General features: G+C 71.3%; 17 protein-coding genes. 11 read left to right on the top strand and 6 right to left on the bottom strand.

Translation table 11 applies throughout. The features are described 5' to 3' along the window. Positions 1–29: 29 nt before the first annotated feature. Complete coding sequence (locus HUJ41_RS09165; protein ID WP_224744433.1) at positions 30–1820, bottom strand: DivIVA domain-containing protein; 1791 nt, start codon at positions 1818–1820, stop codon at positions 30–32. A gap of 308 nt (positions 1821–2128) precedes the next feature. Between HUJ41_RS09165 and HUJ41_RS09160 the strand changes: the two genes are divergently transcribed. Next, positions 2129–3967 (top strand): DUF8094 domain-containing protein, encoded by a 1839-nt coding sequence (locus HUJ41_RS09160; RefSeq protein ID WP_179872309.1) that lies wholly within the window; start codon positions 2129–2131, stop codon positions 3965–3967. After that, complete coding sequence (locus HUJ41_RS09155) at positions 3964–4908, top strand: co-chaperone YbbN (RefSeq protein WP_431356461.1); 945 nt, start codon at positions 3964–3966, stop codon at positions 4906–4908. The genes HUJ41_RS09160 and HUJ41_RS09155 overlap by 4 nt, the downstream gene beginning before the upstream one ends. A gap of 10 nt (positions 4909–4918) precedes the next feature. Here HUJ41_RS09155 and glgB read toward each other — a convergent pair whose 3' ends face one another. Together glgB and HUJ41_RS09145 are read right to left on the bottom strand one after the other, a co-directional pair. Then, the gene (gene glgB / locus HUJ41_RS09150; RefSeq protein ID WP_179872308.1) at positions 4919–7156 is read right to left on the bottom strand and encodes a 1,4-alpha-glucan branching protein GlgB; all 2238 of its coding nucleotides are present in this window, start codon (positions 7154–7156) and stop codon (positions 4919–4921) included. Then, entirely contained in the window at positions 7156–9180 is a 2025-nt protein-coding gene (locus tag HUJ41_RS09145) for an alpha-1,4-glucan--maltose-1-phosphate maltosyltransferase (protein WP_179872307.1), read from the bottom strand. The genes glgB and HUJ41_RS09145 overlap by 1 nt, the downstream gene beginning before the upstream one ends. A gap of 555 nt (positions 9181–9735) precedes the next feature. Between HUJ41_RS09145 and glgP the strand changes: the two genes are divergently transcribed. Further along, positions 9736–12291: an alpha-glucan family phosphorylase gene (glgP, locus tag HUJ41_RS09140; RefSeq protein ID WP_179872306.1), complete on the top strand. Its 2556-nt coding sequence runs from the start codon at positions 9736–9738 to the stop codon at positions 12289–12291. Positions 12292–12358: 67 nt separating this feature from the next. Next, a complete protein-coding gene (locus HUJ41_RS09135) occupies positions 12359–12955 on the top strand; it encodes a helix-turn-helix domain-containing protein (RefSeq protein ID WP_179872305.1) in 597 nt (198 codons plus the stop codon). Here the strand turns inward: HUJ41_RS09135 and HUJ41_RS09130 are convergent. Further along, complete coding sequence (locus HUJ41_RS09130; RefSeq protein WP_179872304.1) at positions 12952–13614, bottom strand: DUF1028 domain-containing protein; 663 nt, start codon at positions 13612–13614, stop codon at positions 12952–12954. The genes HUJ41_RS09135 and HUJ41_RS09130 overlap by 4 nt on opposite strands. Before the next feature lie 159 nt (positions 13615–13773). Here HUJ41_RS09130 and HUJ41_RS09125 point away from each other — a divergent pair, with 159 nt between their 5' ends. The 5 genes from HUJ41_RS09125 to HUJ41_RS09105 are packed head-to-tail and all read left to right on the top strand — an operon-like array spanning position 13774 to position 19239. Continuing rightward, on the top strand, positions 13774–15315 hold the full coding sequence (locus HUJ41_RS09125; RefSeq protein WP_179872303.1) for an ABC transporter substrate-binding protein: 1542 nt from the start codon (positions 13774–13776) through the stop codon (positions 15313–15315). A gap of 42 nt (positions 15316–15357) precedes the next feature. Next, entirely contained in the window at positions 15358–16299 is a 942-nt protein-coding gene (locus HUJ41_RS09120) for an ABC transporter permease (protein WP_179872302.1), read from the top strand. After that, the gene (locus HUJ41_RS09115; protein ID WP_179872301.1) at positions 16296–17207 is read left to right on the top strand and encodes an ABC transporter permease; all 912 of its coding nucleotides are present in this window, start codon (positions 16296–16298) and stop codon (positions 17205–17207) included. Before HUJ41_RS09120 ends, HUJ41_RS09115 begins: the two co-directional genes overlap by 4 nt. Beyond that, on the top strand, positions 17204–18208 hold the full coding sequence (locus tag HUJ41_RS12795; RefSeq protein WP_179872300.1) for an ABC transporter ATP-binding protein: 1005 nt from the start codon (positions 17204–17206) through the stop codon (positions 18206–18208). The genes HUJ41_RS09115 and HUJ41_RS12795 overlap by 4 nt, the downstream gene beginning before the upstream one ends. Beyond that, positions 18205–19239 (top strand): ABC transporter ATP-binding protein, encoded by a 1035-nt coding sequence (locus tag HUJ41_RS09105; RefSeq protein ID WP_179871837.1) that lies wholly within the window; start codon positions 18205–18207, stop codon positions 19237–19239. The genes HUJ41_RS12795 and HUJ41_RS09105 overlap by 4 nt, the downstream gene beginning before the upstream one ends. 9 nt (positions 19240–19248) lie before the next feature. On the opposite strand, the gene ybaK is transcribed toward HUJ41_RS09105, so the two are convergent. Together ybaK and glgX are read right to left on the bottom strand one after the other, a co-directional pair. Next, on the bottom strand, positions 19249–19752 hold the full coding sequence (ybaK, locus tag HUJ41_RS09100; RefSeq protein ID WP_179872299.1) for a Cys-tRNA(Pro) deacylase: 504 nt from the start codon (positions 19750–19752) through the stop codon (positions 19249–19251). Between the two features lie 26 nt (positions 19753–19778). After that, positions 19779–21836 carry a glycogen debranching protein GlgX gene (glgX, locus tag HUJ41_RS09095; RefSeq protein ID WP_179872298.1) on the bottom strand — a complete coding sequence of 686 codons (2058 nt, stop codon included), beginning with the start codon at positions 21834–21836 and terminating at the stop codon, positions 19779–19781. A 19-nt stretch (positions 21837–21855) separates the two neighbouring features. On the opposite strand from glgX, the gene HUJ41_RS09090 reads away from it, so the two are divergent. Both HUJ41_RS09090 and mnmA read left to right on the top strand, forming a co-directional pair. Continuing rightward, positions 21856–23049, top strand: a complete 1194-nt coding sequence (locus tag HUJ41_RS09090) for a cysteine desulfurase family protein (RefSeq protein WP_179872297.1) — start codon at positions 21856–21858, stop codon at positions 23047–23049. A gap of 141 nt (positions 23050–23190) precedes the next feature. Further along, a complete protein-coding gene (mnmA, locus tag HUJ41_RS09085) occupies positions 23191–24471 on the top strand; it encodes a tRNA 2-thiouridine(34) synthase MnmA (RefSeq protein WP_179872296.1) in 1281 nt (426 codons plus the stop codon). Positions 24472–24577 lie beyond the last annotated feature (106 nt).

Raw genomic sequence — 24577 nt, 5'->3', positions numbered from 1 at the left:
CGTGGCTCCTGAGGTCGAGCGGCGTCAGCCTAGTCGTCGCGCTGGGACAGCGTTTCTGCCTGCGAGAGTACTCCGCGCAGGCCCTCGAAGTAGCCAGCCACGGCGTCGCGCTCGACGCGGATGCGTGCGAGAGACTCCTCCGCCTCGGCGACGAGCTTCGCGCTGCGCTCCTCCGCCTCCTTCTGCAGCGCCTGTGCGCGCTGCTCGGCGTTCGCGAGCACCTCGCGTGCGGTGGCGTCAGCGTCGGCCCGCCGCTTCTGAGCCTCCTCCCGCGCGCTGCGGTCGAGTGCCTCCGCCTCGGTGCGCACCGCTGCCGCCCTGGCCTGGGCCTCGGTGAGCTGGGCGGTCGCCTCATCGAGGTAGCGCTGGGTCTGAGCTACGGCCTCCTGCTGGCGCGCGAGATACTCCTTCTCGGCCTCGTCCCGTCGCGCCGTGAGCTCGACCTCGAGGTCGGTGCGCGCCTGCTCGGCCTCGCGCTCGAGACGCGCGCGATTCTCCTCCGCATCGTGCACGAGCCGCGCTCGCGCCTTGGCTACCTCGTCGGCGAGGACGCCTCGCTGTCGCGCCGACTCGCGCTCGAGTGCGCTGCGGGTCTCGAGAGCCTGCTGCTCAGCGGCCTCCCGCAGTTCAGCGAGCTCGCGCTCGGTCGTCGCGCGCAGCTCCGTCGTGTCCTGCTCAGCGCGCTCGCGCACGCGCAGAGCGGCCGTCTCGGCGTCCTGGCGCAGCTGCGACGCCTCGCGCTCGGTCGACGCCCGCAGCTCCGCGAGCTCGCGCTCCGTGCTCTCCCGCAGCTCGGTCGTGTCGCGCTCGGCGGCATCACGCAGCTCCGCGGCCTCGCGCTCGGCGTTCTCCCGCAGCTCGGTGGTGTCCCGCTCGGTGGTCTCGCGCAGCTCGGTGGTCTCGCGCTCGGTGGTCTCCCGCAGCAGCGTCGTCTCGCGCTCCGCAGCGAGGCGCATCGCGGCGAGTTCGTCGCTGAGCTCCTTCCGCCGACGGGCCTCCTCGGCCGCCCACGCCTCCCTGCTCTGCGCGACCTCGCGCGCGGCCTCATCGCGAGCCCGCCGCACCTCGTCCTCGAGGTCGGTGCGCGCGTTCGTGATGTCGGCGTCGAGCTGCGCGCGGCGCGTGGCGTCGTCGCTCTCGAACTCCGCGCGGGCCTGCTCGGTCTCGCGAGCGAGCTGCGCCGCGGCATCCCGCGCGTCGGCGACCTCGCGGTCGGCGACGACCCGCAGCTCGGCGAGCTGTCGTTCGGTCTCGGCGCGCTGCGCCGCGATCTCGCGCTTCGCGGTCGCGCGCGCCTCCGCCGCCTCGGTGGACACCGCGCCGCGAACGGCCGCGGCCTCCCGCTGCGCCTCGGTCACGAGCGCGTCCGCGTCGGCGCGCGCACGCGTCACCAGGTCCTCCGCCTCGCGGGTCGCATCGTCGACCAGCTGCCGCGCGCGCTCCGTCGCCTCGGCGACGAGCTGCTCGGTGCGCTCCGCCGTCTCGGCCTGCAGGCGCTCGGCCTCCGCCTGTGCGCTCGTGCGCAGCTTCTCCGCGTCGATGTCGGCCTGGCTGATGAGGCGCGTCGACTGCTCCTCGGCAACGCGCAGGGTCTGCTCGAGCTTCGTGCCGAGGCCCGCGTACGTCGGGCGCCCCACCTCGTCGAGCTCTGACTGCAGGTCGTCGATGACGGCGTGCAGGCGCTTGAGCTCCTTGGCGGTCTCCGCCCGCTCCGTATTCGACTGGATGAGGTCGCGCCGGAGGTCCTGGAGGGCCTTGTCGACGTCCTCGCGCTTGTAGCCGCGCATCTCGGTGCCGAAATCGAACTCTGTGCCTGCCACGTGTGAGTCTCCCGGGTCGGTGGGGCGCGAACTCTGCGAGTCTATCGGCGCACTCGGTCTTTGCCTCGCCTGAGTATTCGGCCAGAGGGGGCCCGCTCGGCCGCCCCGCGGCGACGCGCACCCCGGGCATCCGCTAATCTGGAATGTCTGTAATCTGCTGGCCGCTGACTGCACCGGGCTGATGCTCTCGTCGCCCGATCAGTCCTGAACCGCAGCGACCTCGTCCCTCAGCGACCGCCTCCCGCGGTCGACACGCGCGGGCGGGTGCTGAACGGGGAGTCGTGCGCCGGCACGAGAGGAGTGAATCCGTGCGATTCATCATTGCCATCGTCTTCTTCGTGGTCGCCGTCGTCGGCGTCGGTCTCGGGGTCGCCCAGCGCACCGTGCTCGCCCCGCCGGAGAGCGTCACGTCGACCGTCCAGCTCGACAGCGCTGCGACCGTCACGGTCATCGACGGGTCGGCTCTCAACGCCTACGAGGGGCGCCAGACCCTCGCCATCCGCGGTGGCGTCGTCGCACCGCCCGACACCGCGGCCGAGCCCGATGAGGAAGGGGGCGCCGACGCGGAGGACGGCGAGGAGCAGATCGCGCAGACCGACCGGGTCGTGGCCGCCTACGGGCGCACGGGCGACGTGCTCGCCTGGGTCGGCGACACGCGGTACACGCTCGTGACCTTCGACGAGGAGCTCGGCGAGCTCGTCGCGCAGCCCGTCAGCGGGTCGGAGGAGTCGGTACCCGACCCGTACGGCAGCGACCTCTGGTACGACGACTTCACGGGCGAGGGCGAGCTCGGCATCACCGTCAACGTTCCCCGCGACGTCTCGGTGCTGCTGGTCTCCGACGGCGAGCTGCCCGCTCCGCAGGAGTTCTCGGTGACCTGGCCCCTCGACAGCAGCACCCCGTACTCGACCTGGCTCATCCTCGGGGGAGTCGGGTCGCTCATCCTCGGTCTCATCGCGCTCCTCTGGGCACTCCTGCACATGCGTCGACAGCGGGGTCCGCGCCGCAAGTCGGCCAAGGCGCAGAAGATGCCGAAGGTTCCGCGGCCCTCGCGCTACCGCCCGCTCTCCGGGCGACCGACACTGGGGCGCCCGAAGGGTCGGCGCTCCGCGTCGCGCATCGCTCTCGTACCCGGGCTGCTCATCACGGCCCTCGTGCTCTCCGCGTGCACGCCCGGTGCGTCGATCGTCGCGACGCCGAGCCCGGCGCCGACAGAGGAGCCCGTGACCCCCGCGGTCGCCGCGAGCGAGCGCCAGATCGACCGCATCGTCAGCCGCGTAGGCGAGACGGTGGCGCTCGCCGATGAGGAGACCGACGAGGGCCTCGCCGCCACGCGCCTCGCCGGCCCCGCCCTCCAGTTCCGCGAGGCCGCCTACGCCGTGCGCGAGGAGGACTCCGAACTCGGGTCGCTCGTATCGATCCCGTCTCGCAACGTCGAGCTCGCCCTGCCCCAGCGCCTCCCCGACGAGGGCGCGACGTGGCCGCGCGCGATCTTCGCCGTCGTCGAGGACCCGACGGATGAGACGCGGCCCCCGCAGGCGCTCCTGATGATCCAGGACGACCCGCGAAGCCCGTATCGGGTCCACTACGCCCTCACCCTCGAGCCGCAGGCGGTCGTGCCGCCGCTCGCGCCCGTCGGACTCGGCAGCCCCCTGCTGCCCGCCGACACCCCGCAGCTGGCCGTGACGCCCGCCGAGGTCGCCGCTTCCTACTCGCAGCTGCTGCTCCGCGGCGAGGAGGCCGAGAACTTCGACCTGTTCGAGGCCGAGGGCGACAGCCTGCGCACCCAGATCGGCCTCGAGGCGAAGCGGGAGCGCCGCTCAGCCCTGCCGGACACCGCGTCGATCGAGTTCACCAACCGGGTCGTGGAGGACGCCGACATCCTCTCGTTCGTCACGAACGACGGCGGCGCGATCATGACGGCCTACCTCACCGAGACCGAGACGGTGACGCCCACGCAGTCCGGCGCTGCGGTCAACTCGAGCGGCGCCGTCGAGGCCCTCTCGGGCAGCGCGCAGAGCACGCGCGGCATCATCGCGACGTACGGCCTGCAGATTCTGTTCTTCGTCCCGCCCCTGGACAGCACGGAGCCCGTCCGCGTGCTCGGCTACACCCAGGGGCTCGTCAGTGCCAGGGAGGTACCGTGACCGAAAGCCCGATGAACCCTGACGCCCTGCGGGGCGCCGTCGATCTCTCCTCGCTCGTGCGCGCGGCTCAGCAGCCGCCCGCCCAGCAGGCTCCGGCGGGAGCCGCAGACCCCGCCTCGGCCGCAGGAGCAGGCGGCAGCGCGGTCGTGCGCGACGTGGGCGACGCCGAGTTCGGCGAGGTCGTCGAGCTCTCGCGCACGGTGCCCGTGATCGTCGAGTTCTACGTCGCGGGCATCGCGCCGGCCCTGCCGGGCATCGTGAGCTCCTACGGCGGCCGGCTCGCTCTCGCGACGGTGGACGGCAACAGCAGCCCGCAGGTCGCGCAGGCGTTCCAGGTGCAGCAGGTTCCCGCGGTCGTCGCTCTCGTCGGCGGCCGGCCCGTGAACCTCTTCGTCGGCATGCCCGCCGAGGCCGAGGTGCGCCAGGTGCTCGACCAGGTGCTCGAGCTCGCCGCGCAGAACGGCGTGACCGGAACGCTGTCGGCCGACGCGCCGGAGGAGGGCGAGGAGGAGCCTGCCGAGCAGCCCCTGCCGCCGCTCCACCAGGAGGCCTTCGATGCGATCAGTCGCGGCGACCTCGAGGCGGCGGCCACGGCCTACCGCACGGCGATCGCGCAGAGCCCCGCCGACGGCGACGCGGTGGCCGGTCTCGCGCAGGTCTCCCTGCTGCAGCGCCTCGAAGGGCGCGAGGCGTCGCAGGTGCGCGACGCGGCAGCGGCGGCTCCCGATGATCTGGATGCTCAGCTCGCGGTCGCCGACCTCGACCTCAGCGGCGGCCACGTGGAAGACGCCTTCGCGCGCCTGCTCACCCTCTTTCCTGGTCTCGACGCCGACGGCAAGGCGGTCGTCCGCACCCGCCTTCTCGACTACTTCGAGATCGTCGGGGCCGAGGACGAGCGCACGATCGCCGCGCGCCGCGCCTTCACCAACCTCCTCTACTGAGGCTGCGAGCTCAGGCGGGGCTCAAGTAGAGCCCCGCGAGGGGCGGCAGCGTGAGCTCGACCGAGGCGGGGCGCCCGCCGTAGGCGGAGTCCTCCGCCGTCACCTGGCCGAAGTTGCCCACGCCTGAGCCGCCGAACTCCTCGGCGTCGGTGTTGACAACCTCGCGCCACACGCCCGCGTGCGGCAGCGGCAGGCGGTAGGGGCCGACCGTGTTGCCGCTGAAGTTGAAGACGCCGACGACGGGCGCGCCGTTCGCCGCGCGCCGCTCGAACGCGATGACGTTGTTGCCCGCATCGCCGCCCTCGAGCCACTCGAATCCGGCGGGGGAGTTGTCGAGCTCCCACAGGGCGGCGTTGTCGCGGTACACGCGGTTGAGCTGCGCGACGAGCCGGTGCAGCCCTCGGTGCACGGGCTGATCGAGAATCCACCAGTCGAGGCCGCGCTGCTCGCTCCACTCGCTCGGCTGCCCGAACTCCTGCCCCATGAAGAGCAGCTGCTTGCCGGGGTGCGCCCACATGAAGGCGAGGTAGGCGCGCATGTTCGCGAGCTTCTGCCACTGGTCGCCCGGCATCTTGCCCAGCAGCGAACCCTTGCCGTGCACGACCTCGTCGTGGCTGATGGGCAGCATGAAGTTCTCGCTGAAGGCGTAGAGGAAGCTGAAGGTGATCTCGCCGTGGTGGTGCGAGCGCCACATCGGGTCGCGCTGGAAGTAGCTGAGGGTGTCGTGCATCCACCCCATGTTCCACTTCATGCCGAAGCCGAGCCCGCCCTCGCTCGTGGCGCGCGTCACGCCCGGCCACGAGGTGGACTCCTCCGCGATCATGACGATGCCGGGCACGCGCTTGTACGCCGTCGCGGTGGTCTCCTGCAGGAAGGCGATCGCCTCGAGGTTCTCGCGGCCGCCGTGCACGTTGGGCAGCCACTCGCCGTCGGAGCGCGAGTAGTCTAGGTAGAGCATGCTCGCGACGGCGTCGACGCGCAGGCCGTCGATGTGGAACTCCTCGAGCCAGTACAGGGCGTTGGCGACGAGGAAGTTGCGCACCTGGCTGCGGCCGAGGTCGAAGACGTAGGTGCCCCAGTCCGGCTGCTCACCGCGACGAGGGTCGGGATGCTCGTACAGGGCCTTGCCGTCGAACCGGCCGAGCGCCCACTCGTCCTTGGGGAAGTGCGCGGGCACCCAGTCCATGATGACGCCGATGCCGGCCTGGTGGAGCCGGTCGATGAGGTAGCGCAGGTCATCCGGATGCCCGAATCGTGCGGTGGGGGCGTAGTAGCCGGTCACCTGGTAGCCCCAGCTGGGGCCGTAGGGGTGCTCGGAGAGCGGCATGAACTCGACGTGCGTGAACCCCAGCTCGGTGACGTACTCGATGAGCGGGTCGGCGAGCTCGCGGTAGCCGAGGCCCGGGCGCCACGAGCCGAGGTGCATCTCGTAGACGCTCATCGCCTGACCGTGCGGGTCGTGCGCGGCGCGCCGCGCCATCCAGTCGTCGTCGTTCCACGTGTAGTCGGTGTCGCCGACGATCGACGCCGTCGCCGGCGGCGTCTCGGTGTAGCGCGCCATCGGGTCGGCGCGCGTGAGCCACGTGCCCTCCGCGCTCAGCAGCTCGAACTTGTAGGTGGAGCATGCGCCCAGGCCCGGCACGAAGAGCTCCCAGACGCCGTTGTCGTCGAGGCGGCGCATCGCGTGCCCGACCCCGTTCCAGCTGTTGAAGTCGCCGATCACGCGGGCCGCCTGGGCGTGCGGAGCCCACACGGCGAAGCTCACGCCGTCGACGCCCTCGTGCGGGCGGTGGTGGGCCCCCAGCACGTGCCAGAGCTGCTCGTGCCGCCCCTCGCCCCACAGGTGCAGGTCGACATCGCCCACGGAGGGCACGAAGCGGTAGGCGTCATCGGTGTGCCAGTCGGGCCCGCCGTCGTAGGTGCTCTCGACCGTGTAGGCCTGGCCCTCGCCGGGCAGGAAGCCGTGCCACAACCCGTCGGCGACGTGCTCGAGAGGCACGCGCGTGCCGTCGGCGCGCACGACCGTCACCGTGGCGGCGAGCGGGCGCACGACCCGCACGACCCAGCCGCCGTCGAGGGCGTGCGGCCCGAGCGCGTCGTGGGGCCGCGGGTGGCGCCCCTCGACGAGCGCGCGCCGGTGGTCGTCGTGCAGGGCGGGCAGCGCCGTGTCGGCGGCGGGCTTCGATGCCTGCTTCTCGGTGGGTGTCGTCGCTGCGGGCTTCTGCGCTGGGCGCTTCTCGTCGGCCATCAGACCCCCTTCGGGTAGTCGATGCGGAGGATGTGGACGGGGTGCACGAAGGCGTCGAGCCTGACGTAGTTCTCCGCGCCCCAGGTGTACCGCTCGCCCGAGATCAGATCCTTGACCTCGAAGGTCGAGCCAGGCGGGAGGCCGAGCGCCTCGAGATCGAGCGAGACGGTCGTCTCGCGGGCCGAGTGGGGGTCGACGTTCGCCACGACGATGATGCCGTCGGTGCGGCCGGATCGCACGAAGCGACCAGGGAGAACCTTCGAGTAGCAGAGGATCGCATCGTCGCGCGTGGCGTGGATGCGCAGATTGCGCAGCTGGCGCAGTGCGGGGTGCTGCGCGCGGATCGTGTTGAGCTGGGTCAGGTACGGCGCGATCGACCGGCGCTGCGTCTCGGGGCTCGACCAGTCGCGCTGCTTGTACTCGTACTTCTCGTTGTCGATGTTCTCCTCGCTGCCGGGGCGTGCCACGTTCTCGATGAGCTCGTAGCCGGCGTAGACGCCCCACGAGGGGCTCGCGGTCGCGGCGAGAGCGGCCCGGATCTTGTAGGCGGGCACGCCGCCGAACTGCAGGTACTCGGTGAGGATGTCGGGGGTGTTGACGAAGAAGTTGGGGCGGAAGTACGCGCTCGTCTCCTGCGAGACCTCGGTGAGGTACTCCTCGAGCTCGCGCTTCGAGTTGCGCCACGTGAAGTACGTGTACGACTGCTGGAAGCCGACGGCGGCGAGCGACTGCATCATCGCGGGGCGCGTGAACGCCTCCGCGAAGAACACCACGTCGGGGTGCTCGGCGTTGACCTCGTGCAGCAGCCATTCCCAGAACGCGAGCGGCTTCGTGTGCGGGTTGTCGACGCGGAAGATGCGCACGCCCAACTCGATCCAGTAGCGCACGATGCGCAGGATCTCGGTGCTCAACCCCTCCGGGTCGTTGTCGAAGTTGAGCGGGTAGATGTCCTGGTACTTCTTCGGCGGGTTCTCCGCGTAGCGGATGGAGCCGTCCGGCAGCGTCGTGAACCACTCGGGATGCTCGGTCACCCACGGGTGGTCGGGAGCGCACTGGAGGGCCAGATCGAGGGCGACCTCGAGACCGTTCTTCGCGGCGCTCGCGAGGAACGCCTGGAAGTCCTTCGCCGTGCCCAGGTCGGGGTGGATCGCGTCGTGCCCGCCCTCCTTCGCGCCGATCGCCCACGGGCTCCCCGGGTCGTTCGGGCCGGCTTCGAGGGTGTTGTTCGGGCCCTTCCGGTTGAGTCGCCCGATCGGGTGGATCGGCGGCAGGTACAGCACGTCGAAGCCCATCTGCGCCACCGCCGGCAGTCGTCGCGTGGCCGTCGCGAAGGTGCCGGACTGCCAGGAGCCGTCCTTGCGGCGCTTCGCTCCCTCGGAGCGCGGGAAGAACTCGTACCAGCTGCCCACGCCGGCGCGCGTGCGCTCGACGCGCAGGGTGTGCGGGGCCGAGACGGTCTCGAGGCTCGTCAGGCGGTGCTGCTGCAGGGCCGCCACGAGCCGGGCGTCGCTCGCGACGGCGAGGCGCGCCGCGGGAGAGAGGGCGGCGTTCATCATGGCCGCGCGGGCGTCGGAGAAGGTCGTGCCGGCCGGGGTGCCAGCACCCGCGAGCTCGGTCGCGCGCTCCAGCAGCTCGCCGCCGCCCATGAGCATGACCTCGACGTCGACTCCAGCCTCGATCTTGACCGTGGCGGCGTGCAGCCACGTCGCCCAATCGTCGGAGTACGCCTGCACGCGCCAGGTGTAGAGCCCCAGCTGGTCGACGAGCACCTCGGTGTGCCAGCGGTCGGTTCCGGGTGCGCCCATCTCGAGCGGGTGCGCGCTCTGCGTGCCGTCCGGCGCGCGCAGCAGCAGATCGGCGCCGAGCAGATCGTGCCCTTCGCGGAACACCGTCGCTCCGAAGGGGACGACTTCTCCCAGGAAGGCCTTGCTCGGCCAGCGGTCCTCCGGCTGCACAGGGCTCAGGTGCCGGATCGGGATGCGCCCGATGCGCGGGGTGAACGGGGTCGATTCGGTGACAGCCACGAGTCGACCGTACTCCGCCGGGACGGCGAGCGCGCGGGAGGCGTCCAGGCGTCCAGGGGGCTCGGAGGTGCGGGAGGGTCTCGGTGACCGGCGTGTCGGACAAAATGAGGACAAAATGTACCCCGGGCAGGGTACGCGAATTCCTGTCAGCCTCTTGGGCTCGCGCGGTCGCGTGCGTATGGTCGATGAACGACGTCAGCACTGTCGCGAGACCCGAACGCGATAGCACGGCGTCACCACAAGGGCACGACGGGTTCGCACTGCAGTGCGGGCCCCCGAGCGCGATGATGAGGCCGACCCGAACGGTCTCATGAGACAGGACCGACACTCGCATCCCCCAGCGAGGCCGGTCCTGTTCGTCGTTAAGGAGGTCATCGCCCGTCGCGGTGAGCGGCCTGCCGCCGAGTGTTCTGGAACCGGTTCCCGATGCGGGTCCGACTCGCCTAGAGTGGCGAGTCGGGGCGTGCGCGCTCTCTCGACCACGTCGACGTGATCGACTCGCGCTCCCCGTGCTCGTTCGCACCGCCGCACCCACCCAGGCCCCGAGGAGAAGCTGTGAAGGCGATCCGCCGATTCACCGTCCGCACCGTCCTGCCCGAGGCGCTCGACGCCGTCGCGGCGCTCGCCGCGAACCTGCGCTGGTCGTGGCACGAGCCGACGAGGCGACTGTTCGCGCGCATCGACCCCGTCCTCTGGGACGAGCTCGACCATGACCCGATCGCCCTCCTGGGAGCAGTCGACTCCGCACGGCTCGACGAGCTCGCCGCCGATGGGCAGTTCATCGCCGACGCGCAGGCGCTGCGCGCCGACCTCACGGCCTATCTGGAGCAGCCCCGCTGGTACCAGTCGCTCGAGGACGCCCCGCAGCGCATCGCCTACTTCTCGCCCGAGTTCGGCATCGCCTCCGCGATTCCCCAGTACTCGGGCGGCCTCGGCATCCTCGCCGGGGACCACCTCAAGAGCGCGAGCGACCTCGGGGTCCCGCTGCTCGGCGTCGGCCTGTTCTATCGCGCCGGCTACTTCCGTCAGGCCATCGACCGCGACGGCTGGCAGAAGGAGGCCTACCCACTCATCGATCCCGACGGCCTGCCCATGCAGGTGCTGCGCGAGCCCGACGGCAGCGCCGTGCTCGTCACCCTCGCCCTCCCCGGCGGGCGAAAGCTTCACGCGCGCGTCTGGCAGATGCACGTCGGCCGCGTCGTGCTGCTGCTGCTCGACACGGACATCGCCGAGAACTCCGACGACCTGCGCGGCGTCACAGACCGCCTCTACGGCGGAGGCGGCGAGCATCGACTCCTGCAGGAGCTCCTCCTCGGCATCGGCGGCGTGCGCGCCATCAAGGCGCACGTGCGCGTCACCGGCACGGCCGTGCCGGAGGTCTTCCACACCAACGAGGGCCACGCCGGATTCCTCGGGCTCGAGCGCATCAGCGACCTCATCGCGGAGGGGCTCACGTTCTCGGAGGCACTGCAGGTCGTGCGCGCGGGAACGCTCTTCACCACCCACACTCCCGTGTCCGCCGGAATCGACCGGTTCGACGCATCCCTCATCGGTCGCTACCTCGAGACCGACCTGCTGCCCGGCATCGACGGGCATGACGTGCTCGCCCTCGGACGGGAGGACTACCCGGGCGGCGACCCCGGCGTGCACAACATGGCCGTCATGGGTCTTCGGCTCGCGCAGCGCGCCAACGGTGTCTCGCAATTGCACGGCGAGGTCTCGCGCGGCATGTTCGGCGAGCTGTGGCCCGGTTTCGACGCCGCGGACGTGCCCATCACCTCCGTCACGAACGGCGTGCACGCGCCCACATGGACCGATCCGCTCATGGTGACGCTCGCGAAAGACGCCCTCGGCACGTACGACACGACGCGCTGCGACTGGAGCTCGGACGCCGTCTCGGACGCCGACCTGTGGGCCGTGCGCCGCGCCATGCGCGAGCAGCTCGTCACCGACGCGCGCGAGCGCGTCGCGGCCGCCTTCGCGGAGGAGAACCCTGGCGTCGCCGCACCCCAGTGGATGTCGCGCATCCTCGACCCCGACGTGCTCACGATCGGGTTCGCGCGACGCGTGCCCACCTACAAGCGCCTCACGCTCATGCTCCACGACCAGGATCGCCTGCGCTCGCTCCTCACCGACCCCGAGCGCCCCGTGCAGCTCGTCATCGCCGGCAAGTCGCATCCCGCCGACGACAGCGGCAAGGCGCTCATCCAGAAGCTCGTGCAGTTCGCGAGCGAGAACGACGTTCGCGAGCGCATCGTCTTCCTGCCCAACTACGACATCGGCATGGCGCGACTGCTGTACCCCGGCACCGACATCTGGCTCAACAACCCGCTGCGGCCTTTCGAGGCGTGCGGCACCTCCGGCATGAAGGCGGCGCTCAACGGCTCCCTCAACCTGTCGATCCTCGACGGCTGGTGGAACGAGTACTACGACGGCGAGAACGGATGGGCGATCCCGAGCGCCGACGCCGCGGGCGACGGGGCCGAGCGCGACGCGCTCGAAGCCGAGGCCATGTACGACCTCATCGAGCACCAGATCGCGCCGCGCTACTACGACCGCGACGCCGACGGGCTGCCGCGCCGCTGGCTGCAGAACATTCGCCACACGCTCGCGACGCTCTCGCCCGAGCTCTCGGCCGACCGCATGGTGACCGAGTACGTCGAGCGGCTCTACGTGCCTGCCGCTCGTGCGCGTCGCGCGATCACGGTGGGCGAGTACGGCCCCGCGCGCGAGCTCGCCGCGTGGAAAGCGCACGTCGCCGCCGAGTGGCCGACCGTCTCGGTCGCGCACGTCGAGTCGGGCGGCGTCGGCTCACCGCAGGTCGGGGACGAGCTCACGGTGCAGGCCCACGTCAACCTCGGCGGGCTCAGGCCCGACGAGGTGCTCGTCGAGGTCGTGTTCGGGCGCGCACGCGAGGGCGACGAGCTCGCCGACGTGCACCACCTGCCGCTCATGTTCGAGTCGCACGACCTCGGCCAGCCGGCGATGTTCGCGGGCACCGTGCCGCTCGCGCGCTCCGGGTCGTTCGGCTACACCGTGCGGGTCACGCCGTGCCACGAGCTGCTCGCGCATCCGGCGGAGCTCGGGCTCGTCACCGCGGCGACGCACTAGCGCAGCGCGCGCAGGCCGAAGGGTCCCTCACGTCCGGCCGCGGGTGCGACGGCTAGCATGGCGGACTATGGGCGATGAGCAGAGAGACCTGTACGAGCGTGAAGTGCAGGCCATCGGTGCGACCATCCGCCAGGTGCGCAAGCGGCTCGGACTCACCGTCGAAGGGCTCGCGACGCGTGCCGGTGTGAGCTCGGGCATGGTCAGTCAGCTCGAACGCGGGATGGGCAACCCTGCGCTCGAGTCGCTCGCCCGGCTCGCGCAGGCGCTCTCGATCCCGCTCTCGCAGCTCGTTCACTTTTCCGAGGACGACGATCGCCAGGTCGTGCGGCGCACGGATCGTCGCCGCCTCGACCCGCTCGACCCGCAGAGCGCGGACGACGGACTCGTCCGCGAGCTCCTCACGCCGGGCTCGAGCGTCCCCATCCAGGTCATCCGCACCGTCATGCCGCCTGGCTTCAGCAATGAGTCGCGGCCGTTCCGGCACCTCGGCATGGAGTGCGTCGTCGTGCTCGAGGGGCGGCTGCTCGTCCACTACGGCGGCGAGGAAGTCATCCTCGAGCCCGGAGACGCGATGACCTACCACTGCGCCACGGCGCACTGGTGGGCGAACGCCGGCGACGTCGACGTCGTCGTGCTCGGGGCGGTCACGCCCCAGGCCCCTTAGGCGGTCGGCAGATCGCCGATCGAGCGGTGCAGCTGGACCGTGAGCGCGCCGAGCGGCCGCTCGTCGTCGTCGACACGCAGGTCGAGCAGGGTGCCGTCCTCCTCCTCCACCCTGCTCGTGCCGGTCAGAGCGGTGAGCAGGAGGCTCGCGCTCTGCTGACCGCGCCGGTCGCCGCCGACGTCTTGGGCGGCGTGCATGGCGCTCAGCGCGATCGTCGCGAGGCCCCCCGGTCCGCTCTCCGCATCGTGCAGGGCGTCGATCGCCACCGAGTCCAGCAGCGCGTCGATGACCTCGGGTCCGGTCAGGTAGTTGCCGATGGCGAGGACGCCCGCCCTGCTGCGCGCACCGCACCAGGGCGTGACCTCGGTGCCGGTGTGGCTCGCAGCTCGGCCTCGAGCGTCGAGCAGGCCCACTTGGCGCAGTTCCGCTCGTGCGTCGGTCGCGATGGTCCGCTCGAGGGCGGTCGCGGGGTCGAGCCCTTCCGCGAGGAGTGCGAGCGCGGAAGCCCGCAGCGCCGAGTTGGTGTGGGCCTGCGACACGACGCCGCCCGCACCGATGCGCGCGGCGGGGACGGCGGCCCCGACGGCGGGCGTGCAGGTGGCGCTCGCGACGACGATCCAGCGATGCGCGGGATCAGTGAGCAGCAGCGAGAACGTCATGGGCTCCGTAGATCTCTCGGGGTCCGGGACGACGATGCATGTTGCGGTCGTGTAAACATCCCGATGCTGACTAGCGGTTCTCCAGAATCTACAGCAGAATGATGAAATCTTCACCATACTGATGAAGTCCTGATTGGCACGCTGAAGGAGATACAACCGATGCGACCCACCACAGCAGCACCCTCACGAACCCGTCTCGGGCTGGCCGTGGCCGCAGCCTCGGCACTCGTGCTCGCCGGATGTTCCGCGGGCGAGAGTGTCGACGTCGATGGCGGCACCGGCTCCACCGAGTTCATCGCCGCGATCGGCGGCGAGCCCGACCAGTTCGATCCACAGTCGACCTCCTCGTACTTCTCGTTCCAGGTGCTCGAGAACATCTTCGACACGCTTGTCGAGCCTGACGAGAACCTCTCGATGCAGCCAGCGCTCGCCGAATCGTGGACGGTCAGCGACGACCAGCTCACCTGGACGTTCACGCTCCGCGAAGGCGTGACGTTCCACGACGGATCCGAGTTCACGTCCGAGGACGTCCTCTACTCGTACAACCGCATTATCGACGACGAGCTCGCGAACGCCTGGCGCTTCGCGGCGATCACCGACATCACGGCACCGGACGATCTGACGGTCGTCATCGAGGTCGCCTCGCCCACGCCCAACCTGCTCGCCAACCTCGGCGGCTTCAAGGGCATGGCGATCGTCAACGAGGAGAACGTCGAGTCGGGCGACATCCAGTCGGCCCCCGTGGGCACCGGACCCTTCGTCTTCGAGAGCTACGCCGCAGGAGACTCGATCGAGCTCAGTAGCAACCCTGACTACTGGGACGGCGCGCCGGCCATCGACGGCGTGACGTTCCGCTTCCTCTCCGAGGGGACGACCGCTCTCACGGCGCTCGAGGTCGGTGAGATCCAGTGGACCGACTCGATCCCCGCGCAGAACATCGCATCGCTCGGCGACACCGAGGGGATCACGCTCGGCCAGACCGGCTCGAACGACTATTGGTACCTCGCCCTCAACCAGGCCCGCGCGCCCTTCGACGACGTCCGCGTTCGCCAGGCCATCGCCTACGCGATCGATCGCGACGCGATCGCCCAGGCCGCGTGGCAGGGCGCCGCGACGGTCAACCAGCTCGCGATCCCCGAATCGAGCAGCTGGTACGTGGAGTACGACGGCTACTCGACTGACCCCGAGCGGGCACAGGAGCTGCTCGCCGAGGCAGGCGTGAGCGACTTGAGCCTCGAGATCATGGTCGCGAGCGATTACCCGGAGACCGTGACCGCCGCGCAGGTCATGGAATCCCAGCTCGCCGAGGCCGGAATCGGCCTGGAGATCCGCACGCTCGACTTCGGCACGTGGCTCGACGAGCAGAACTCGGGCAACTTCGACATGCTCCTCATGGGCTGGCTCGGCAACCTCGATCCTGACGACTTCTACTACGCGCAGCACTTCAGCTCGGGCGGCTTCAACGTGCAGGGCTACAGCAACGCCGAGGTCGACAGCCTGCTCGACGCCGGCCGCGTCGAGACCGACGAGGCGACCCGGTACGACATCTACGCCGAGGCGGCGACGATCATCGCCGACGAAGCGAGCTACATCTACCTCTACAACCCCGACGTCGTGCAGGCCTGGTCCGACACGGTGAGCGGGTACGAGGTGCGTGGCGACGCGGCCATCCGGTTCCGGGATGTCACGCTGAACGAGTAGCTCGCCAGCGCGAGACGACGATCGAGACGAAGGGCAGACGCGGTGCTGTACATCCTCCGCCGACTCGGCCACACGGCCGTGGTGCTGCTCGGCGTCTCGATCGTCGTCTTCGCGCTCATTCAACTCGTGCCTGGCGACCCCGTGCGGCTCGCCCTCGGCACGCGCTTCAGTCAGGAGTCCTACGACGCGCTCCGGGCCGCCTCGGGGCTCGACCAGCCACTCATCGTCCAATTCTTCAGCTATCTCGGCGGCGCCGTGACGGGAGACCTCGGCGTGAGCTTCCGCTCGGGGCGGCCGGTCACGCTCATCCTGCTCGAGCGGCTGCCCGCGACGCTCTCCCTAGCGGGTGCGGGCATGGTCGTGGCCATCCTCATCTCGTTCCCGCTCGGCATCTACGCCGCGCTGCGCTCGGGCAAGGCGAGCGACGCGATCGTGCGCATGATCAGCCAGGCGGGCGTCTCCGTTCCCGACTTCTGGATGGCCCTCCTGCTCATTCTCGGGTTCTCCGCGAGCCTGCGGCTTCTCCCGTCCTCCGGCTACGTCGCCTTCGGAGAAGACCCGATCGAGTGGCTGCGGCACGTCACGATCCCCGCCGTCACCGTGGGGCTCATCGCGGGCTCGATCATGACCCGCTACGTGAGGTCCTCGGTGCTCGAGGTCCTCGGCTCCGACCACGTCCGCACGGCCCGCTCGAAGGGTCTGCGCGAGCGCATCGTCATCGGGCGGCACGTCGTGCGCAACGCCCTCGTGCCCATCATCACCGTCGGTGGCGTCCAGCTCGCGACGATGCTCGGCGGCGTCATCGTCGTGGAGGTCGTCGTCGCCTGGCCCGGACTCGGTCGACTCGTGTACGACGCGGTCGCGGCGCGCGACTACCCCGTCATCCAGGGGGCCGTCCTGCTCGTCGCCGTCATGTTCCTGCTCATCAACCTCGCGGTCGATCTCCTCTACGCCCGCATCGACCCGCGCATCCGGCTGTCATGACGAACGCCGCCCCGCTCCGGCCCGCCGTCCCCGAGGGAGGCGCCCCTCCACCTGCGCCCGCGAGCGGCTGGCGGCAGAGCCTCGGCGACATCGCGCGACGCCCCGTCGCCCTCGCGAGCGCCGTCGTGCTGCTGCTCGTCGTCCTCGCCGCCGCGGCCGGGCCGTGGATCGTGCCCTACGCAGCGAACGACATCGACCTCGGCCGCGCGCTACAGGCGCCCTCCTGGGCCCACGTCTTCGGCACCGACGATCTCGGGCGCGACATCTACAGCCGCGTCGTTCTCGCGGCGGGCGTCTCGGTGCAGGTGAGCGTCGTCTCCGTGTCGATCGCCTTCGCGGCGGGCGTGCTCCTCGGTCTCATCGCAGGATACTTCGGCGGCTGGATCGACACGATCGTCATGCGCATCGTCGACGTCATGTTCGCTTTTCCCGTCCTGCTCCTCGCCCTCGCGATCGTCGCGATCCTCGGGCCGGGCCTCACGACGGCCATGATCGCGATCGGAGTCGTCTACGTGCCGATCTTCGCCCGTGTCGCTCGGGCCTCGACGCTTTCGGTGCGCGAGGAGCCGTTCGTGCGCGCGGCCCAGGGCATGGGCGCGGGCTCCCGGTGGATCATCCTCCGCCACATCCTGCCGAACGTCGCCGCACCGCTCATCGTGCAGACGTCTCTCTCGCTCGCGTTCGCGATCCTCTCCGAAGCGGCGCTCTCCTTCCTCGGTCTCGGCGTCCAGCCGCCGAACCCCTCGTGGGGCCGCATGCTGTTCGACGCGCGCGGCTACCTCGACCAGGCGTGGTGGATGGCAGTCTTCCCCGGCCTCGCCGTCTTCGTGACCGTCCTCGCCTTCAACCTGCTCGGGGACACCCTGCGCGATGTGCTCGACCCCTCACGACGGGAGGTGCGCCCGTGACCGGAGTGTTCGGCGTCGACTCGCTCGGCCTGCGGTTCGGGGCGGCCCAGATCCTCGATGATGTGACGTGGTCCGTCGAGCGCGGCGAGACGCTCGGCGTGGTCGGGGAGTCCGGCTCGGGCAAGAGCATGACGGTGCTCGCCGCCACGGGGCTGCTCCCCGCCTCCGCCGCGATGCGGCTCAGCGGACGCTCCTGGCTCGGCGGCGATGCGCCGTTCGACAACCTGCTGGCGCTGTCGGCCGAGCGCCTGCGCCGCCTCCGCGGGCCGCGCATCGGCTACGTCTTCCAGGATCCGGCGACGTCGCTCAACCCCCTGCTGACCGTCGAGCGGCAGATCACGGAGGGCCTCGAAGAGCACCTCGGGATGACCCGCCGCGCGGCGGCGCGGCGCGCCGTCGAACTGCTCGAGCTCGTCGGCGTTCCCGACCCTGGGCGTCGCGTGCGCTCCTACCCCCACCAGCTCTCCGGCGGCATGCGCCAGCGGGTCATGATCGCCATCGCCCTCTCGTGCGAGCCCGAGGTGCTCATCGCCGACGAGCCGACGACGGCCCTCGACGTGACCATCCAGGCCCAGATCATCGACGTCGTCGCCGACATGCAGGAGCGCTCGGGCACGGCCGTCGTCTGGATCAGCCACGACCTCGGCGTCGTCGGCGGCATCGCCGACCGCATCGTCGTGCTCTACGGCGGGCAGGTGGTTGAGACCGGCACGGTGCGCGACATCTTCGCCGATCATCGTCACCCGTACACGGCGGGACTCCTCGCCTCGCGCCCGCGCATTGGCGACCGCGGGGAAGAGCTCGCGATGATTCCCGGGTCGCCGCCCGACCCGCGGCACCTTCCGCCCGGATGCGTGTTCTACGACCGCTGCACGGTACGGGCGGACGTGCGCTGCGCCACCGAGCGGCCGCCGCTCGCCGCTGTCTCCGGCGCAGCCGAGGGGCATCTGGCGCGATCGTTCTGCGCGCAGGCTCCCGCGGGGGCGGTGAGGGCATCATGACGCGCCCGCTCCTCGACGTGGATTCGCTCTCCGTCGTCTTTCGCGTCCCCGTGCCGGCCGTCGCGGGTGAGCGGCGCACCCTGCGAACCCGGCACGCCGAGGTGCGCGCCGTCGATTCGGTGAGCTTCACGATCGCCCCGGGCGAGACGCTCGGGCTCGTCGGCGAATCCGGCAGCGGCAAGTCGACCATCGCGGGCGCCGTCATGCGCCTCGTCGAGTCGTCGAGCGGTAGCATCACGCTCGACGGCGAGAGCCTCTCCGCGGCGCGCGGCGCGGCGCTCACGGCGCTGCGCCGCCGCATCGCCATGGTCCACCAGGACCCGATGGCCTCCCTCAACCCGCGGCGGACCATCGCGGAGAGCGTGCGCGAGCCCCTCGACGTGCACGGTCTGCACCGCGGTCGCCGCCGCGAGCGCGTGCTCGAGCTTCTCGAACTCGTCGGCCTCGATGCACGCTTCGCCGACCGGTACCCGCGGCACCTCTCGGGTGGGCAGCGGCAGCGCGTGTGCATCGCGCGCGCTCTTGCGAGCGATCCCGAGCTCATCATCCTCGACGAGGCGACGGCCTCGCTCGACGTCTCCGTGCAGGCGCAGATCCTCAACCTCCTGCAGCGGCTCCAGCGCGAGCACAACCTCGCCTACCTGTTCATCGCCCACGATCTCGCCGTCGTCGAGCACATGAGTTCGCGCGTCATGGTGCTGTACCTCGGCCGCGTCATGGAGCTCGCCGATCGCGACGCGCTCTTCCCGAAGGACGGCGAGGGCGTCGACGGCGCGGGTGCAGGCCATCCGTACACCCAGGCGCTGCTCTCCGCCATCCCTCCCGCCGATCCTCTCGCGGAGTCGGGGCGCGAGCGGGTGATCCTCTCGGGGGACGTACCCTCGCCGCTCAACCCGCCGAGCGGCTGCGTGTTCCGCACGCGGTGCCCTCTCGCGATCGACCAGTGCGGCGAGGTGGTGCCGCCGCCCCTCCCCGTGGCCCCCGGCCACGAGGTGCACTGCATCCGCGTCGGCGCGGCGACGACCCTCTGAGTCGCGCGCTCAGCGGGCGAGCGGGGCGAGCCGCCCGCCGGTGAGGCGCAGCAGGTCGTCGGGCGCGAGTTCGAGGTCGACGCCTCGACGCCCGCCGGAGACGAAGACCGTCGGCCAACCCGTCGCGGACTCGTCGAGGAAGGTCGGGCTCGCGGTGCGCTGCCCGAGCGGTGAGATTCCGCCGACGACGTATCCGGTCTTGCGCTCGGCGAGAGCCGGCTCGGCCATCAGGGCGCGTTTGGCGCCCGCGGCGGCGGCGAGGGACCCGAGGTGGAGCATCCGCGATACCGGCACGATGCCGACGACGAGGCGACCGTCGGCGACGGCGAGGAGCGTCTTGAACACGCGATCAGGGTCGACCCCGAGCGCCGCTGCCGCCTCGAGCCCGTAGTTCGCTGTCGACGGGTCGTGCGCGTAGCTGTGCGCGGTGTACGGGATGCCCGCCGCCGTGAGCGCGACCGTCGCGGGAGTACCGGGGCCGGCCTGCGATCCCGCCCGCGTCTTCTTCGCCATGCTCGGTGCTCCGGTCGCTCGCGCGGTCAGTCGTGCGCCCGGAACAGCAGCATCGACGTCGGGCCCACCTCGAGCGCGGTGCCTGGGGTGTGCTCGCTGTCGAGCTCGCTGATGTCGTCGTGAGCGCTGTCCCACAGCAGGGAGTAACCGGCGACGCCCTCGTGCTCGGGCAGGGTCACGTGCACGGGGTCTTCGAGGCCGTGCACGACGAGCAGGATGCGGTTGAACTCCTCGCGTTCTGGCGTCGACGCGGCCAGGTACTGCAGGGTGCGCTCAGCGGGGGAGTCCCAGTCCTCCATCGTCATGGAGGCGCCCTCCTTGTTGTACCAGTCCATCTGGGTGGCGCTCGGCACGGTCTCGCCCCAGCGGCCGTAGCGGCTGGGCCGCAGCGCGGGGTTCTCGCGGCGCAGCTGCGTGAGCCGCGCGACGACGCGGCGCAGGTCCTGCTGCCAGCCCTCGTGCGCCCAGTCGAGCCACGTGAGCTCGCTGTCGTGGCAGTAGGCGTTATTGTTGCCGCGCTGGCTGCGGCCGACCTCGTCGCCCGCGGTGATCATGGGCGTGCCGGCGCTGAGCAGCAGGGTGCCGAGCAGGTTGCGCATGGCCTTGCGCCGCGCGGTCGTGATGCCGGTCTCGTCGGTGGGGCCTTCCACTCCGAAGTTGTAGGAGCGGTTGTGGTCGTTCCCGTCGCGGTTCTCCTCCGCATTGGCGAGGTTGTGCTTGTGGTTGTGGCTCACGAGGTCGGCGAGCGTGAAGCCGTCGTGGGCGGTCACGAAGTTGACGCTCGCGAGCGGCCCGCGCTCGGCGGCGAAGACGTGCGCACTGCCGGTGATGCGGCGGGCGAGCGAGCCGATGCCGTCGGGAGCGTGCCCGTGCTCCCGCGCCGACGCGATGTCGGTCAGCCAGAAGTGCCGCGCGCGGTCGCGGTAGCCGTCGTTCCACTCGCCGTACCCGTCGGGGAAGTTGCCGACCTGCCAGCCGCCCATGCCGACGTCCCAGGGCTCGGCGACCATCGTCGTGTCCTGCAGCGAGGCATCGTCGAGGATCGCCCGCAAGAGAGGATGCTCGGGGTCGAAGCTCGCCCCCGCGTCGCGCCCGAGCGTGGCCATGAGGTCGAAGCGGAACCCGTCGATCTGCACCTCGCGCGCCCAGTAGCGCAGCGAGTCGAGGATGAGCCGCTGCACGACGGGCCGCGAGGCGTCGAGCGTGTTTCCGCAGCCGGTGACGTCGAGGTACTCGCCGCCGCCGTCCCCGCCGACGTGCCGGTAGTAGCTCGCGTTGTCGATGCCGCGGAAGCTCGACGTGGGCCCGTCGAGGCCCTCCTCCGCCGTGTGGTTGTAGACGACGTCGAGCATGACCTCGAGGCCCGCCTCGTGCAGCAGGCGCACCATGCCCTTGACCTCGCGCAGCACCGCCTCGGGCCCGCCCTGCTGGGCGCGGCGGGTCGCGTAGGCGGCGTGCGGTGCGAAGAAGTTCAGCGTGTTGTAGCCCCAGTAGTTGGTGAGCCCGAGAGCCTGCAGCCGCTGCTCGCTCACGAACTGGTGGATCGGCAGCAGCTCGATCGTCGTGACGCCGAGGTCTTTGAGGTACGCGATCGTGCTCGGGTGGGCGAGCCCCGCATAGGTGCCGCGCAGCTCGTCGGGCAGATCGGGTGCGAGCTTCGTGAGGCCCTTGACGTGCGCTTCGTAGATGACCCGCCGGTCGCCCGGGATGCGCGGCTTGCGCACGCCGCCCCAGTCGAACGCGTCCCCGAGCACCCGGGCTCGCCACTCGCCGCGCGGGCTGCGCTCGAGGCCGCGCGCGTACGGGTCGAGCAGGCGGCGCTCGCCGTCGAAGGCGTGCCCGGCCCCCGCCGGCCCGTCGATGCGCAGCGCGTAGAGCGCGCCGGGGGAGAGGTCGCGCGTCGTCACGTGCCAGGTTCCCGTGCGCATGCGGTGCAGGTCGTGCTCGGCGATCACCCGATCGGCGTCGTCGTGGTCGAACACCTCCACGGTCAGGCGCGAGGCGTGCGCGCTCCACACGCGCAGCTCGCCGCCCTGCGGCGTCTGCAGCACGCCGAGGCGCGACAAGGAGGCGGTAGAGGGCATGGGTCTTAGGGTAAAGCCGATGACCATCTACCTGGACCACGCGGCGACCTCGCCCATGCCGCTCGCCGTGCGGGAGCGGTATGTGGAGGCGCTCGCCGTCGTCGGCAACCCGTCGTCGATCCACTCGGCCGGCCAGTCGGCGCGCGCCCTACTCGATTCCTCGCGCGCCCGCATCGCCGCGACGATCGGCGTCGACCCGATCGAGGTCACCCTCACGGGCGGGGGCACCGAGGCGGTCAACCTCGCCATCAAGGGGCTGTACTGGTCGCGGCGAGCCGCGGGTCTCGGCACGCGCATCCTCGCCCCCGCGGCGGAGCACCACGCGACCCTCGATGCGGTGCAGTGGCTCGTCGATCACGAGGGTGCGAGCGTCGAGTGGCTGCCCGTCGACGCGAACGGCCGGCTGCGGCTCGACGCGCTCGAGGAGGCCCTCACCCCTCGCTCCGTCTCCTCTGACGGCGCAGCCCTGCTCACGATGCTGTGGGCCAACAACGAGGTCGGCACGCTGCAGCCCGTCGCCGAGGCGGCGGCGCTCGCGGCGGCCGCCGGCGTGCCCGTGCACGTCGACGCGATCGCCGCCTACGGCCAGGTACCGCTCGACCCCCTGCCCGCGGGTGTGAGCGCCGTCTCGATCTCTGCCCACAAGGTCGGCGGGCCCGTCGGCGTCGGCGCGCTCGTCCTGCGGCGCGGCACAGAGGTCGAGCCGCTCCTCCACGGCGGGGCGCAGCAGCGCGGGCGCTCCGGCACGATGGATGCCGCGGGGGCGGCCGGGTTCGCCGCCGCCGCCGAAGACGCCTGCGCCGCGCTTGCAGACCGCGCCGACCGCAAGCGGGGGCTGCGTGATCGGCTTGCGGCGGGCATCCGTGATCGCGTGCCGGAGGTGCGCCTGTCGACCGATCTCGCCGACTCCCTGCCCGGCACGCTGCACGTGCGCGTGCCCGGCGCCGAGGGCGACTCGCTGCTGTTCCTGCTCGACCAGGCCGGCTTCGCCGTCTCGACCGGGTCGGCGTGCCAGGCCGGAGTGCCCGAGCCCTCGCATGTGCTCCTCGCGATGGGGGTGTCGCCGACCGAGGCGCGCGGCTCGCTGCGCGTGTCGCTCGGGCCTGCGACGACGGCCGACGAGATCGACGCGTTCCTGGATGCTCTCGCTCACGCCGCCCGTCAGGCCGTCGGCGCGGGGCTCGCGGCGCGGCAGCCCCGCCTCGGTCGCTAGCCGCCCGCCCCGCAACCCCCTGCCCTCGCCCCGATTATGTCGGCACTTTGCGGGCGACACGCCGACGGTGAACGCCCGACCGCCTTCATTCGGTGCCACCAATGCGGGCGGGTGGGCCGCAACCCCGCGTACCCTGGAGGGGTGAAGGTTCTCGCGGCGATGAGCGGCGGCGTCGACAGCGCCGTGGCTGCCGCGCGCGCGGTCGACGCGGGCCACGACGTCGTGGGCGTGCACCTCGCGCTGAGCCGCATGCCGGGCACCCTGCGCTCGGGTGCGCGCGGCTGCTGCACGATCGAAGACTCACTGGATGCTCGTCGCGCGGCCGAGAGGCTGGGCATCCCGTTCTATGTGTGGGATTTCAGCGAGCGGTTCCGCGACGACGTCATCGACGACTTCATCGCCGAGTACGCGGCCGGCCGCACGCCCAACCCGTGCATGCGCTGCAACGAGCGCATCAAGTTCGCGGCCGTGCTCGAGAAGGCTCTCGCCCTCGGCTTCGACGCCGTCGCGACCGGGCACTACGCGCACATCCTGACCGACGACTCCGGGCACCGTGAGCTGCACCGCGCCTCCGACGAGGCGAAGGACCAGTCGTACGTGCTCGGCGTGCTGACTTCCGAGCAGTTGGCGCACGCGATGTTCCCGCTCGGGCGCACGCCGAACAAGGCCGCCGTACGGGCGGAGGCATCCGCACGCGGGCTCACCGTCGCGCAGAAGCCCGACAGCCACGACATCTGCTTCATCCCCGACGGTGATACCCGCGGCTGGCTCGCCGACCGCATTGAGCCGGAGGCGGGCGCGATCGTCGACCGCGACGGTGCGCAGGTCGGCTCGCATGACGGGGCGACGAGCTTCACGGTCGGCCAGCGGCGCGGGCTCAACCTGGGCGTGCCCGCACCCGACGGCCGCCCCCGCTTCGTGCTCGAAGTGCGCCCGCGCTCGAACGAGGTCGTCGTCGGCCCGCGCGAGGCGCTCGCGGTGCGCGAGCTCGCCGGCGCGCGCTTCACGTGGGCGGGGCTCGACCCGGTCGCCTCCGGTATCGCCGTCGCCGAGCCCGGCGCCCATCCCGCCGCACCGGATGCCGTGGCCGAGTTCGCGTGCGAGGTGCAGGTGCGCGCGCACGCCGACCCGGTGCCGGCGCGGGCTCGCGTGGTGCCGAGTGCGGGCGCAGCGCCGGGCGCCGACGCCGATGCGGACGACGCCGACGCGGACGACGCCGGCTCACCCTCCGGGCTCCCGGGCGCGGGCACGCTCGAGCTCGTCGTCACCGTGGAGGAGCCGCTGCACGGCGTCGCCCCGGGCCAGACCGCAGTGATCTACGTCGGCACGCGCGTGCTCGGCCAGTGCACTATCGATCGCACGGTCAGTGCCGATGCGCACTCGGATTCGCCGAGCGACGCCGTGCCGGCCACCGCGTCCTGAGCGAGCGCGCATCGCGCGCCTTCCACTCCGAAGTTGTGGAAGGTGCGGCGGAATGCTGTGCGAGCCGTCGCGGCGCGTGATGTCAGCGTGCGCTTCTAGACTGGCG

The sequence above is a fragment of the Microcella indica genome (genome assembly GCF_013414345.1).
Taxonomy (GTDB): domain Bacteria; phylum Actinomycetota; class Actinomycetes; order Actinomycetales; family Microbacteriaceae; genus Microcella; species Microcella indica.
The sequence above is the reverse complement of the archived record's forward strand: the minus strand, read 5'-3'. Positions and strand labels throughout refer to the sequence as shown.

What these genes read in the sequence shown, in the direction of transcription:
- glgB (WP_179872308.1), bottom strand. Translation starts at nt 7,156, where the DNA reads ATGGCCGACGAGAAGCGCCCAGCGCAGAAGCCCGCAGCGACGACACCC.
- HUJ41_RS09135 (WP_179872305.1), top strand. Translation starts at nt 12,359, where the DNA reads ATGGGCGATGAGCAGAGAGACCTGTACGAGCGTGAAGTGCAGGCCATC.
- HUJ41_RS09130 (WP_179872304.1), bottom strand. Translation starts at nt 13,614, where the DNA reads ATGACGTTCTCGCTGCTGCTCACTGATCCCGCGCATCGCTGGATCGTC.
- HUJ41_RS09125 (WP_179872303.1), top strand. Translation starts at nt 13,774, where the DNA reads ATGCGACCCACCACAGCAGCACCCTCACGAACCCGTCTCGGGCTGGCC.
- HUJ41_RS09115 (WP_179872301.1), top strand. Translation starts at nt 16,296, where the DNA reads ATGACGAACGCCGCCCCGCTCCGGCCCGCCGTCCCCGAGGGAGGCGCC.
- HUJ41_RS09105 (WP_179871837.1), top strand. Translation starts at nt 18,205, where the DNA reads ATGACGCGCCCGCTCCTCGACGTGGATTCGCTCTCCGTCGTCTTTCGC.
- ybaK (WP_179872299.1), bottom strand. Translation starts at nt 19,752, where the DNA reads ATGGCGAAGAAGACGCGGGCGGGATCGCAGGCCGGCCCCGGTACTCCC.
- glgX (WP_179872298.1), bottom strand. Translation starts at nt 21,836, where the DNA reads ATGCCCTCTACCGCCTCCTTGTCGCGCCTCGGCGTGCTGCAGACGCCG.
- HUJ41_RS09090 (WP_179872297.1), top strand. Translation starts at nt 21,856, where the DNA reads ATGACCATCTACCTGGACCACGCGGCGACCTCGCCCATGCCGCTCGCC.